The sequence below is a fragment of the Leifsonia sp. SIMBA_070 genome (genome assembly GCF_046534635.1).
Taxonomy (GTDB): Bacteria; Actinomycetota; Actinomycetes; order Actinomycetales; family Microbacteriaceae; genus Leifsonia.
The window spans coordinates 647,377-660,159 of sequence record NZ_JAWRYK010000001.1 but is presented as its reverse complement, the minus strand read 5'-3'; the positions used below and the strand labels follow the sequence as shown (position 1 = coordinate 660,159).

Genomic DNA, 12,783 nt, shown 5'->3' with positions numbered 1-12,783 from the left:
CATGTCACTGCTCTCCTACATCTTCGGGATCGTCGCCGCACTGCTCACCTTGGTGGTCGTCATCGAGATGCTCCGCCGCGGCCGGATGCGCGAACGGCATGCGATCTGGTGGCTGGTCGCGGGGACGCTCGCCCTGATCATCGGCATTTTCCCCCAGATCCTGGACTGGCTGGGCAGCCTGATCGGCATCGGCCTCCCCGTCAACCTGGTGTTCTTCGTCAGCATCGCCGTCCTGTTCCTGGTCTGCATCCAGCACAGCTCGGAGCTCACCCAGCTGGAGAGCAAGACGCGCACCCTGGCCGAGCGGCATGCCATCCAGCAGCTGGAGCTCGAGGAGCTCACGGCCCGGGTGACGGCACTGACCGAGAAGAAGGACTGACCGGTGCGGGCGACCACGGCCGGCGGCGCGTCCCGCACGGCCGTCCGGGCCACGTGGACGCCCGGGCGGGTGTTCCTGGTGGTGTGGGCGCTGCTGTCCGCGCTGTCGGCCGTCTGGGCGCTGGCCACTCCGATCTCCGGGTCGCCGGACGAACCCGCGCACATCGTGCGCGCGGCGAGCGTCGTCCGGGGGCAGCTGGTCGGGACGCCCTCCGCCGACGGCCATGTCGTGACCGTCCCGCGCTACATCGCCGACACCCAGCGCGAGACCTGCTTCGCCTTCCATCCCGAGGTCACGGCGAACTGCCCGCAGGCCGACCCCCGGGATCCCGGTGCGCTGACGACCGGGACGACGACCGCCGGGCTGTACAACCCGCTCTACTACTACGCGGTCGGCTGGCCGAGCCTCCTCTTCTCGAATGACGCCGGCATCTATGCGATGCGGATCGTCAGCGGCATCCTCGCCTCGCTGTTCGCCGCACTCGCGTTCCTGGTCCTCTGGCGCCGGCACCCGTCGCCGTTCCTGGTGCTCGGCTTCGCCGTCGCCGTGACGCCGCTCACGCTCTTCCTGAACGCGTCCGTCAATCCGAACGGGCTCGAGGCCACCGCGACCCTGGCGGTGTTCGCCGGTGTGCTGTCGATCGTGCGCGGCGGTCCGGAGGTCCGGCTCGGCCTCGCCGCTGCGGTGGTGGCGGTCTCCGGGTTCGTCGCCGTCAACGCCCGCGGCCTGTCTCCGCTGTGGGTGCTGCTGGCGCTGGCCCTGCCGCTCGTGCTCCTCGACCGCCGCTCCTTCTGGGCGCTGCTGCGCCGGCGTCAGGTGCTCGTCGCCGCCGCGGTGGTCGTCGCCGGGACGATCGCCGCGATGGCGTGGACGCTGGGCAGCAACTCGCTGCTCAACGCCGTCGACCATCCCGAGTCGACGCCGCAGCACTTCGCCGGTGTGGGAACCAATCCGTTCAGCGGCTTCTTCATCACCCTCGAGCGCACGGTCGAGTACGCGCACGGCGTCATCGGGCTGTTCGGCTGGCTGGACACCCCGGCGCCACCGGAAGTGTTCTTCGTGTGGACGGCGGCGATCGGCGTGCTGCTGCTCGCCTCCTTCACCCTCCTCCGCTCGCGGGCGCTGCTGCTGGCCGGGCTGCTGCTCGCGGCCTTCGTCCTGCTGCCCCCGATCGTCCAGGGCGTGTACATCACCGGCGGAGGAGTGATCTGGCAGGGCCGGTACAACCTCCCGCTGTTCCTCTGCCTGATCGTGGGGCTCGCCGTGCTGCTGTCGGACAGGATCGCCTTCGCGGTGGGCGAGGGCGCGTGGCGGAGGCTCGGCTGGATCGTCGTGGTCGCGCTGGCGGCCGCGCAGTTCTACGCGTTCGAGAACACGCTGCGCCGCTACTCGGTCGGCGACGGCGGGTCGCTCAAGGCGTTCCTGCTCGGCTCGCCGCCGTGGGCGCCGCCGGGCGGCAACCTGGTGCTCCTGGTGATCTTCGCGCTGCTCCTGGCCGGAGGCTCGTGGCTGGCCCTGCGCTCCGTGCTCCGCGTGACCGACGACACGCCGCAGGCCGTCACCGCTCCCGTCTCATAACGGGCGTCCGCTATCGTGTGGCCGTGCATCCTGCCACCGCTGCCGGCCCGCGGACGCTGACGTCCGACGCGCTCCGGTGACCGCCTCCGTCGAGACGCCCACGCGCCCGGCCCCGCGGATCCTCGCTCTCACGTCGGGTCGACGCCCCGGCACACCGGTGCGCGCATTCTTCGCCGCCTGGGCGGTGTTCGCGATCCTCGGGGCCGTCTGGGCCTGGGCGACCCCGCCGTCGGCCTCGCCGGACGAACCGGCGCATATCGTCCGCGCAGCCAGCGTCGTGCGCGGTGAGCTGTTCGGCGACCCGTCCGCCTGGGGAAACCTGGTGCACGTCCCGCAGTACGTCGCGGACGCCCATCGCACCACCTGCTACGCCTTCCGCCCCTCCGTGCCGGCCGCCTGCCCGCTCCCGGCCGGCGAGGATCCGGCCGCGACCGTCGTCGCACCGACCTCCGCCGGGCTCTACAACCCGCTCTACTACGCCCTCGTCGGCTGGCCGTCGCTGCTCTTCCACGACGCGGGCGGCCTGGTGGCGATGCGCATCGCCAGCGCCGTCCTCACCGCCCTGTTCGCGGCGCTGGCCTTCGCCGTGGTGTCCAGCCTCCGCGAGCGTCGGCTGCCGATCCTCGCCTTCGGGGTCGCCGCGACGCCGATGCTGATCTTCTTGAGCGGCACGGTGAACCCCAGCGCGGTAGAGGCCACGGCGACGCTCGCTGTCTTCTGCGGGATGCTGGCGGTGACGCTCTCCCCCGACCCGGCGCGCCTGCGCGGGCGGGCCGCCGTAGTGGCCGTGTCCGCGGTCGTCGCCGTGAACGCCCGCGGCCTGTCCCCGCTGTGGGTGCTCGCCGCGCTCGTCGTGCCGCTGCTCCTCGCCCGCCGGGGCGCCATCCTGCAACTGCTCAGGACGCCGGCCGTGCTGGTCGCCGTCGCCACGGTGGTCGCGGGCACGATCGCGGCGGTGGGATGGACGCTCGGCACCAACTCGCTCGCCAATGCCATCGCTCACCCGGACGACGCACTGCAGTTCCCGGGGGTCGGCGCGTCGCCGGTCACCGGCTTCCAGCGGGTGCTGCTGGGCACGGTCGGGTACTCGCAGGGTCTGGTGGGACTGTTCGGCTGGCTGGACACCCCCGCGCCCGACGGTGTGCTCTACGCCTGGGGAGTGGCGATCGGCGCGCTGGCCCTCGGTGCGCTCCTGGTCCTCCGCGGGCGCCGGCTGCTGGTCGCCGCCGTACTCGTGGCCGCTTTCCTGCTGCTCCCCGCGATCGTTCAGGCGGTCTACATCCACGGTGGCGGGATGATCTGGCAGGGCCGCTACAACCTCCCGCTGTTCCTCTGCCTCGTCATCGGACTCGCCGCGCTGCTCGGCGGCGACGCATTCCGCTCCCGGCATACCTGGCTGCGCCTGCGCATCCTGGTCGTCGCCGGCGCGGCGATCGGCCAGCTCTGGGCGTTCGAGACCGTGCTGCGCCGCTACGCCGTGGGATCGGGTGGGTCGTTCCGGACGTTCCTGTTCGGCTCCCCCGCCTGGACTCCGCCCGGCGGGATCGTCACCGTGCTGATCGTCGCGACCGTCGTCTACGCCGGGGCGGCCGTTCTGCTGTTCCGGGCGACGGCGTCCGAGCCCATCCGGGCTCAGGTCAGGCGGGTTGCAGCAGGTCGCGCAGCACGTCCAGCCGTCCTCGGCTAGCGAGGCGCGGGTACTGCCCGCGAGCGGCCAGGCGCAGCACCGGGACGGCGCGAGCGAGGCGGTTGGCGGGGAAGCCCGCCCTCGTCGCCTCGAACACGGCCTTCTCCTCGGCCAGCGCCCTGTGGTCGCCGGAGACCCCCTCGGCAGTCGCCAGCGCGTCGGCCAGCAGTCGCGACCGGACGGCGAGCATGCGGTTCCGGTCACCGCGCCGGCCGAGCACGCGGCCCACCTTGTGGCGCAGCGTCGGGTCCCCCGCGCCGATCTGGTTCTCGTCGTGGCGCCGGTACCGGGTGAGTGGACGCTCGCTCAGCTCCAGCCGGTCGCGGGCGGCCGCCTGGATCGCCAGCCACTCGTCGTGCACCCACTCCGGCGGGAAGGGCAGCGCGGCCTGCAGCAGCTCGGCGCTGATCATCGCCGTGGCCCCTGTCGCGAGGTTGCGCCGGACGAACACGTCGAAGGCGCGGCCCGAGTGCACCGCGGCGCGCTCGGCATCCGTCACCTCCAGGACGCCGAACAACGTCCCTCCGGCCGGGCGGCTGTCGTCGTCGATCAGGGTCGCGTCGGTGTGCAGGAAGCCCAGCCCGGGGCGCGACGCGAAGTACGCCGCCATCCGCTCCAGCTTGTCGGGCTCCCACTCGTCGTCCTGGTCGCTCAGCGCGATGAGGTGGCCGTCGCACGCGCGCAGCGCCTGCTCGAAGTTGGCGGTGACCCCGAGCGGGGCCTCGTTGCGCAGGATGAGCGTCCGCGGCGTCGGCGCCCCGGACGCACGGTGCGCGGACAGCTCCTGCTCCAGAATCGACAGCGTGTCGTCGGCCGACGCGTCGTCGGAGATCACCAGCTGCTCCGGCGGGAGCGTCTGGGCGAGGATGCCCGCCAGCTGGCGCCGGATGAACCGCGCGCCGTTGTGCGTGCAGAGCGCGACCGAGATCCCCGGTGCGCCCGCGGGCTGCACGTCCGTCACCGCCGCCCCAGCCGGCTCCGGATCTTCTTCACCACGACCGTCGGGCCGCCGTTCTGCATGTAGTGGAAGAACAGCCCCACATCGTGGCGGATGCCGTGCTTCTTGCGCCGCGTGGTGGTCCGGCGGACGGGAGCTCCCGAGCCGACCACCCCGCGCGCGAGCAGGTCGGCCGCGTGACGCGGGTCGGCGACGAAGTCGACCAGCGGTGCCAGCACCACGCCCCAGAAGTAGCGCTGCCGCACACGGGCGACGTTGCGCTTCGCCGCGCGGATGAACTTCTCGTCGTAGAGCACCGTCTCGAGCGCCGCGACCAGCGCATCCACGTCGCCGGAGGGCACGACCACGCCGAGCTTCTCCTCCTCGACCAGCTGCGCGAAGTGGTCGCCTTCGGTGACCACCATCGGCAGGCCGGCCCAGAGGTAGTCGAGGATGCGCGTGCGGAACGAGAAGGTCGTCTCGACGTGCGAGAAGTGGGTGCTGACGCCCGCATCCGCCTCGGTCAGGTAGTTCTGCCGGTCGGCGTAGTCGACCCAGGAGCTGTTGAAGAAGACCGCTCGATCCAGCACGCCGAGGTCGCGGGCGAGCTGGCGCGACTCCGCGACGATGCCCATCTCCGGGACGCCGGGGTGCGGGTGCTTGGTGCCCTGGAAGAACAGCCGGACGTCGTCGTGGGTCTCCGAGAGCCGGGCGACGGCCTCGATCAGCGACTTCGGGTCGAACCAGTTGTAGAGGCCGCCGCTCCAGAGGAGGAGCTTGTCGTCCGCCCCGATTCCGGGGAGCACGCCCTTCAGCACGTCGCGCTCGTGCGCGGGCGGCGTCTCGGAGAGCCCGAACGGGACCACGTCGATGAGTCCGTCGAGGTCAGGGTCGTCGTCGTAGTTCGCAGGGTTGATGCGGCCCAGGGCGGCGAGCTGCCCGAGGTAGAAGTGCCGCTGGCGCTCCGAGGCGCAGAGGAAGAAGTCGCCGCGCTCCAGCTGCTCGTTGAGCACGTCGGTCGCGTCGAGGACCTGCTTGTCCCACTGCGCCCGGCCGAGCTCCTTGCCCTGCTCCAGCTGCTCCAGGTGCATCGGGTCGTAGACGTCGGCGACGATGATCCGGTCGGTCTTGCGGAGGCTCTCGAACAGCGCCATCGCGAGGCCCTGGAACACGATGACATCGCTCTCGCGCTCGAGGGCGCGCATGGCTCGGTCGTCTCCTGGGCGCACGTGCACGACGTGGAAGGGGGCCGACACCGGCTCGATGCCGGCGAGCGAGACGAGCGTCACCACGTTGTCCTTCGACAGCGCCTCGGCCATGCTCCAGGCGCGGATGGCCGGCCCGGCCATCTTCGCGCCGATCGGGTCACCCGTGATGATCAGGACGCGGGTGACCGCAGGGCTCTCGGTCACCGGGAACGCCGTGGCCAGCTTGTCGTAGCCCTCGAGGTAGTGCTCATCCGTGTACGAGGGGGCGTCGGTCTCGCCGAACAGGGACCAGATCCGGCTGTCGGCGACGACCCGGGTGCTCTGGATGCGCTCGCGGTCGGCGGTGAGCCCCGGCAGGTGCTCCACGAACTGGTCGATGGCGTAGACAGCGGCCACCGTCTCCTTGTCGATCTCCATCGTGGGATCGTTCGAGCCGCCCTTCCGGAGGTCGAACTCGGTGGAGTCGAGGCCGCCCTTGGCCACGCCGCGCCGGACGGTCAGCGCGAGGGTCGCCGGAAGCGCCGTCGCCAGCGCCTCCTCCCCCAGGTTCTTGTACTGCGTGAAGAGCGCGTTCCGCTCCAGGAGATAGCTCTCTTTGAAGGCGCCGAACGACGACATCGAGGCGTGGTGCTTGTGGAAGGCCAGCGACGCGGGCTCGTAGACGAAGCGGTGTCCGGCCAGGTTGAGCCGCCAGCCGAGGTCGACGTCCTCGAAGAACATGAAGAAGCGCTCGTCGAAGCCGCCGAGGGCCTCGTACACCGAGCGACGGACGAACATCGCCGAACCGGTGCCGAACAGCACGTCCTTCGGGACGTCCGGCGTGGAGGGCACGGGCTGCGCGGTCAGCGGCTTGTAGCCCTGGCCGAACCAGGTCATGGCCGAGCCGATGTAGTCGACCTTCTCGCCGTCCCAGTCGAGCACCCGGCTGGCGACGGCGCCGACGCGGGAACTGGACTCGAACCGCTCGACGGCCGCACGGACCCACCGCGCGTCCGGCTTGGCGTCGTTGTTGAGGAACGCGACGTACTCGCCCGAGGCCGACCGCACACCGAGGTTGCAGCCGCCCGCGAAGCCGAGGTTCGCCTTGGACTCGATCAGGACGACGTGGGGCGCCTCCCGGCGGATGCGCTCGGCGCTGTCGTCGCCGGACGCGTTCTCCACCACCACGATCTCGAGCCGGTCGGCGGGCCAGTCGAGCCTTCCGAGGTGGTCGATGGCGGTGAGCGTGTCGTCGGTGCCTCGGAAGTTCACGAGGACGACCGAGACGACTCCGGGGCGCGTGGTGGGCATGGGGTCCTTTCCCTGGCGGATCCGCCCGCCAGCCTACCAAGCGGGCCCGGGCGGCCGCCCGACCGCCCGCCTCGGCCGGCGCCCCGCTAGGCTGGTGCGGTCGTCCGACCGCCGTCCCGTGAGGCCCCATCCATGAGTTCTGCCCCTCTTGCCGCACCCCGCCGACGGGTGAGCCGGCGGGCGCTGCTCGCGCCGGTCCTGCTCGTCATCGCCTCCCTGCTGGTCGGCATCGTGCACGTGCCGCAGCACAAGACGCTGTCCCCGATCGACGAGTACCAGTACATCGACTACCTCGCCAAGGTGCCCACGCAGGGTGTCGTGCACCGCGGTGAGGAGGCCGGTCTCTACGCCCGCACGCAGCTCGGCTGCCGCGGGCTTCGGCTGCTGGCTCCCACACCGGACGACCGCTGCTCCCGGACGGTCGCCGAGAACGACAAGCGTTTCCCGATCGACGGCAAGACCTCTGCCGACATCTACAGCCCCGCCTACTTCGCGATCACCTGGGTGCTCGCCCAGCCGCTCACCTGGTTCGGCGTCGACCTGACCGACGCGGGCCGCTTCGCCGGCGCCCTGTGGCTGGCCGCGGCGGCGCTCCTGATGTTCTACGCTTTGCGCCGGCTGCGCCTGCCGACACCGGCCGCATTCGGGGCGACCCTGCTGATCGTCGGCTCGCTGCCCGCCTACTGGTCCAACACGTACGTCAGCACGGATGCGACCGCCCTGCCCGCCGGCGCGCTGATGCTCTTCCTAGCGACCCTCGTCGACCTCCGCGGCCGCGGCATCGCCTGGTTCGCCGCCGGAGCCGCGTTCGTCACACTCCTGAAGGTCCAGAACCTCGCTGCTGTGGCGGCCGCAGCCATCTTCCTCATCATCCGCGCCGCCATCCCGGCATACCGCGCGCGAACCGGACGCTGGGCCTGGATCGGGGCGCTCTTCCGCGACCGTCGCGCGCTGTCCGCCGTGATCGGAGTGGTCGCCGCCTTCGCGATCCAGCTGGTCTGGCTGGCGTTCCGCTCAGCAGTCGCCGTGGGCCCGGCGCCCGAGCTCGGCGCCCCGCCGCCTCCCTTGGGCATCACCCAGCTGATCTCGCAGGCGGGGTCGTTCCTCGGCGGAGCCGCCGCGGGCGTCGGCGATACCGGAACGGTCATGCGCGCGCCGGGGCTCATCATCCAGCTCATCACCACCTGGCTCGCGATCGCCGGAGTCCTGGGCCTCGTCATCGTCTCCCGCTGGGGCCGCCGGAAGGCCGCCCTGGCGCTGGCGACGTTCATCGCGGTCGTCGTCTCGGCGCCCGTGCTCACCGTGGTCACGCAGTTGTCGCTCGGGACGTACCCGTTCCCGCTTCCGTCGCGCTACGGGATCTCGCTGCTCCCGTTCTCACTGGCGTGCGCCGCGCTGCTGTTCCCCAAGCGGAGGGTGCCGCTCGGCATCCTCACGGGTCTCGGCGTCGTCGTCTACGTCGCGTCGCTGGTGGTTCCGGCCGGCTGAGCCGTGACGGATTGACGGCCAGGAGTCAGGGCGCCAGGAGTCAGGGCGCCAGAAGTCAGGGCGCCAGAAGTCAGGGCGCCACCCACTGCGGCGCGTCCGTCGGCAGCGCTGTCGCCTCGGGGTCGCACAGGAAGTCGTAGATCCCGTCGAGGGCGGCCTCCCAGTCGGAGTGGGCCGCGTCGATGGTTGCCTCGCCCGCCGCGGCGATGCGGCGGCGGCTCTCGGCGTCGCGCACCAGCTCGTCGAGGCCGGCGACCACCTCCTCGTAGGTCATCATCGTGGTCCGCGCGTTCTCGCCGGGCCGGAACAGCCAGCGGAACCACGGCGAATCCGGAACCACCATCGCGGCACCGCTCGCCATCAGCTCGAGCGGCAGGTACGACGGGTGACGGGAGATCTGCAGAGTGATCCCGATGTCGGTCTCGCGGTAGAGCCTGCCGGTCGCCCGGTAGTCGAGCAGGCCGAGGTCGATGAAGTCCGCGCTCGGCGGGAGGTACTTCGCACCGGCCGCGACGATGCGCACCCGGTCGCCGTAGCGCCGCTTGATCTCGCTCAGCGCCGCGTAGACGAGCTCCCAGCAGTTCCTGAAGTGATCGCGGGCGTAGGCGAAGATGGTGACCGGCTCATCGGACTGCCTCTCGCGGCCGTCGCTGTGGAAGATCGACCGGTCGACAGCCGGCTCGAAGTACGTGGCGGTCCCGCCGTACCCTCCTGCGTAGATGTCGTGCATGCTGCGGGTGTTGCAGATGCCGTAGAGCCCGAGCCGATAGGTCTGCTCCGTCATCGCGAACATCGTGCTGGCCGGGTAGAACGACGGCTCGTAGTCCTGGATGAGGTAGAACTTGCGCGGCGTGCCCGGCGTCTTGGCGACGTCGCGTGCGGTCAGCCAGAAGGTGGCGATCGCGGCGTCGGCGGGCGGAACGGCCGCGAGGCCCTCCTCCGTGCCGTAGTAGTTGCCCACCTCGGAGCCGGCGAGCCCCGGGAACGCCGCGACGATCGCGGACTCGTAGAACTCGTTCGCGGGATGCCCGTTGATCAGGAACCGGTTGGCGACACCGTGTTCGCGCGCCAGCTTGTCCGCGATCCGCAGCGTCGTGTTGACCCCGCCGAAGAAGGGGAGGTCGAAACCGGGCAGCAGCCAGTTGATCGTCCGCACCTCCCGGCGGCCGGTGGTGGCACGGTGCGTCGCGAGCACCTGCTCCACCTCCTCCGCGGTGATGGTCGCCAGCGGCAGCAGTGCCGTCGCGTCCTCGGAGATCGTGGACTGCTGCGCGTCCGACTTCCACGGCCGCCCGAGACCGGCCATCGTCAGCTGCAGGGGCGGCGGATCGTCGACCGCGGCGAACCGGGGGACCTCGACCAGACGGCACACGTTCGGCGAGACGTAGGGGTCACCAGCGGCCAGCCACGGCTGGTAGCGCCAGTAGCTGGCGAACGAGTCGGACCGCGGCGCGTGCGCACCTCGGGTGAGCGACTCGAAGTGCCGCACCGCGTCGAACGGGATGACGACGTTGCGCCTGCCGTGGATGATCTGGTCGAGACCGAGGACCACGTCGCTGCCGGTCAGCTGGAAGCGCTCGTCGAAGCCGCCGACCTCCTCGAAGAGCTCCCGCCGGATGCCGACGCAGGCCGCAGTGACCGCCAGCGTGTCGCGGTACCAGCGCACCGGCCCGATCAGGGAGTCGTCGTCCGGCCTCATGCCGGCGAACAGGTTCGCGGCGAACCCGCCCGGGCCCAGCATCACGCCGCCGTGCTGGACGAGCCCGTCTCCCGTGCGGTGCTGGAACCCGACCGTTCCCACACCCTCGCGGTGCAGCATCCCGACCAGTTCGCGCAGCCAGCCGCCGTCGACGATCTCGGTGTCGTCGTTGAGGAAGACGAGGATCTCGCCCGAGGTCGACCGGGCGGTCGCGGTGTTGACGCGGGAGTAGTTGAACGGCTCCTCGGTCCACCAGACATGCCGAACGGGGATGCCCGCATCGAGCCCGGCGTACCAGGCCTCGTTCTCGTCGCTCTCGCCGCCGTTATCGACGACGGTGACGTCGAACCCCGGGTAGTCCGTCGTCGCCAGGCTCGGCAGCAGGCGCTCCAGGTTCGCGCGGCCGTGCCGGGTGGGGACCACGATCGAGACGGTGGGCCACCGCTCAGGCTGGAACCGGACGCGGACGATGCCGTGGGCGACCTCCGCAGTCGCGTTCTCGCCGCGATCGCGCAGAGCGCGCGCCACCATCGCGGCGTCCTCCGCTGTTGCGGCCGCCTGCGGTTCGTCCGGAACCGAGAGCAGCACGTGCGGGACGCGCCCGACGGATGCGTCGCTGAGGTCGGAGCGCAGCAGCAGCCGCCACACGCCGTGGTCGTCGAGCGTCACGCCGGTCGCGGCGCGCGCATCCGGCACACGGATGGCGAACGCCCGGCCCAGGTAGTTCGCGCCGAGCATGATCTCGGGCGACCAGACCGGCCGGAACAGCGGCGAGACGCGCGTCCCGTCGGCGGCGAGACGATCGGAGTCGAACGCGATGACCCGGCGCACCGGGTCGACCCTGTGCTCCTTGGCCACCTGCTCCAGTGCGCGGGGGTCGAGGACCGAACCGGCCTTCAGGAAGAGCACGAAGTCCTCCTCCACGTCCGGCAGCACCTCGCGCAGCGGCGTCCCGGAGGGGAGGACGAGCGTCCGCGGCTCGAGCGCGACCTGGGCGGCGATGCTGTCGAGAGTGATCTGAACGAGAGCGGCCTCGCGCTCGTCGCCGGCCGCCGCCGTCTCGACGATGACCAGGAAGGTGGTCGCCGGCCCGGCGGGAAGCGGTGCGAGCGGAGGCTGCTGCGCCCGCCACTCGGCGTAGTCGGTCAGGCCGGGACCGCGATCCTCGTCCTCGTTCGCGGGCGCGACGGGGCGCAACTCGGTGCGGAAGGCGCGCGCTGCCTCTTTGCCTGCGCGAAGCACCTTCCCCGCTGCCGACTGCGGGGGGAACAGCCGGCCGAGCGCGCGCTGTGCGTGGCTCATCCATGGGGTCATCCGGGCAAGTCTAGCCGGGAGGATGCTCAGGACGCCCCGCCTAGACTGGTGCCGAGGAGGCGACTGTGCGACTTGCGATGACCCTGATGGTGCGCGACGAGGCCGACATCGTCGGCGCGATGATCGACCATCATCTGGCCCAGGGCGTCGACACGCTCATCGTCACGGACAACGGATCGGTGGACGGCACGGCCGAACTGCTCGAGTCCTACGCGGCCGACGGCCGCATCGTCCTCCATCACGACCCGGAGCACCGGAAGCAGCAGGCGGTGACCGTCACGCGGATGGCGCGCGAAGCGGCCACCGAGCACGGAGCCGACTGGGTCGTCAACGCGGATGCGGACGAGTTCTGGCTGCCGCGCGCCGACGGCCCCACCCTCGCGGAGGTCTTCTCCGGCATCCCGAAGAAGATCCAGGCCTTCGACGTGCCCGTCCACGACATGATCGGCCCGGCCGCCCTCGCCGGCACCGGCCTGCAGCGCCTGGTCTACCGCGACCTCCGCGACACTGCCGGGCTGAACCGGGTCGGCCTCAAGGCGCACGCCACCCACGACGCCGTCCACATCGGCGATCCCGACGTCGAGGTCGTGCAGGGCAACCACTTCGTCAACCTGGAGAACCGCGGTCCGGTCCCCGCCGGACTCGAGGTGGAGGTGCTGCACTTCCCCTGGCGCTCCTGGGAGCAGTACAGCCGCAAGGTGCGCAACGCCGGCAGCGCCTACGAGAACTCGGACCTGACACCGAGCCCCAACCACCACGGCATGCGCGACTACCGGCGGCTGCTCGCCGGAGTGCTGTACCCGCTCTACCTCTGTCGTCACCCGGATGCGGAGGAGCTCGAGGCCGGAGTCGCCGCCGGCGAGTACCGGCTCGACACCCGCATCGCCGAGCGGGTGCCCTCCCCGGTCGCCGACCGCCCCATCGACGGCACGAGGGAGCCGGTGGACCGGGCCATCGGCCTGGCCCTGGCAGACCTCGACCGGCGCGTCGCCGAGGCGGACGACCGCCGGTCCCGCACGGAGGCCGAACTGCACGCCGCCCGCGACGAGAACCGGGCACTGAACGAACAGCTCGGGATGCTGCGCCGGCGCCGCGTGGTCCGTCTGGCCGACCGGGCGGCTCGGCTGCTTCCCGGGAAGCGGTGGTAGCCTCCTGAGCGGCTTTCGTGCTCGGCGCTTACCCGTACGCGGGCGAGAGGCCTCC

At 71.4% G+C, this 12,783-nt stretch carries 8 protein-coding genes; 5 read left to right on the top strand and 3 right to left on the bottom strand.

The features are described from left to right. Window position 1: 1 nt before the first annotated feature. The 3 genes from SB754_RS02935 (at window position 2) to SB754_RS02925 (ending at window position 3,644) form a co-directional block, all read left to right on the top strand. A complete protein-coding gene (locus tag SB754_RS02935; RefSeq protein WP_410780858.1) occupies window positions 2-379 on the top strand; it encodes a DUF2304 domain-containing protein in 378 nt (125 codons plus the stop codon). A gap of 3 nt (window positions 380-382) precedes the next feature. After that, the gene (locus SB754_RS02930) at window positions 383-1,957 is read left to right on the top strand and encodes a DUF2142 domain-containing protein (RefSeq protein ID WP_410780857.1); all 1,575 of its coding nucleotides are present in this window, start codon (window positions 383-385) and stop codon (window positions 1,955-1,957) included. Between the two features lie 76 nt (window positions 1,958-2,033). Next, a complete protein-coding gene (locus SB754_RS02925; RefSeq protein WP_410780856.1) occupies window positions 2,034-3,644 on the top strand; it encodes a DUF2142 domain-containing protein in 1,611 nt (536 codons plus the stop codon). On the opposite strand, the gene SB754_RS02920 is transcribed toward SB754_RS02925, so the two are convergent. Both SB754_RS02920 and SB754_RS02915 read right to left on the bottom strand, forming a co-directional pair. Next, complete coding sequence (locus SB754_RS02920; RefSeq protein WP_410780855.1) at window positions 3,595-4,605, bottom strand: glycosyltransferase family 2 protein; 1,011 nt, start codon at window positions 4,603-4,605, stop codon at window positions 3,595-3,597. The genes SB754_RS02925 and SB754_RS02920 overlap by 50 nt on opposite strands. Further along, the gene (locus tag SB754_RS02915) at window positions 4,602-7,079 is read right to left on the bottom strand and encodes a glycosyltransferase (protein WP_410780854.1); all 2,478 of its coding nucleotides are present in this window, start codon (window positions 7,077-7,079) and stop codon (window positions 4,602-4,604) included. The genes SB754_RS02920 and SB754_RS02915 overlap by 4 nt, the downstream gene beginning before the upstream one ends. Before the next feature lie 132 nt (window positions 7,080-7,211). Between SB754_RS02915 and SB754_RS02910 the strand changes: the two genes are divergently transcribed. After that, window positions 7,212-8,567, top strand: a complete 1,356-nt coding sequence (locus SB754_RS02910; RefSeq protein WP_410780853.1) for a hypothetical protein — start codon at window positions 7,212-7,214, stop codon at window positions 8,565-8,567. A 70-nt stretch (window positions 8,568-8,637) separates the two neighbouring features. On the opposite strand, the gene SB754_RS02905 is transcribed toward SB754_RS02910, so the two are convergent. After that, on the bottom strand, window positions 8,638-11,580 hold the full coding sequence (locus SB754_RS02905) for a glycosyltransferase (protein ID WP_410780852.1): 2,943 nt from the start codon (window positions 11,578-11,580) through the stop codon (window positions 8,638-8,640). Between the two features lie 65 nt (window positions 11,581-11,645). Here SB754_RS02905 and SB754_RS02900 point away from each other — a divergent pair, with 65 nt between their 5' ends. Then, a complete protein-coding gene (locus SB754_RS02900) occupies window positions 11,646-12,728 on the top strand; it encodes a glycosyltransferase family 2 protein (RefSeq protein WP_410780851.1) in 1,083 nt (360 codons plus the stop codon). The last annotated feature ends 55 nt before the right edge of the window (window positions 12,729-12,783 follow it).

Coding starts and splice junctions, on each gene's coding strand:
- SB754_RS02905 (WP_410780852.1), bottom strand. CDS start 11,580: ATGACCCCATGGATGAGCCACGCACAGCGCGCGCTCGGCCGGCTGTTC.
- SB754_RS02915 (WP_410780854.1), bottom strand. CDS start 7,079: ATGCCCACCACGCGCCCCGGAGTCGTCTCGGTCGTCCTCGTGAACTTC.
- SB754_RS02910 (WP_410780853.1), top strand. CDS start 7,212: ATGAGTTCTGCCCCTCTTGCCGCACCCCGCCGACGGGTGAGCCGGCGG.
- SB754_RS02935 (WP_410780858.1), top strand. CDS start 2: ATGTCACTGCTCTCCTACATCTTCGGGATCGTCGCCGCACTGCTCACC.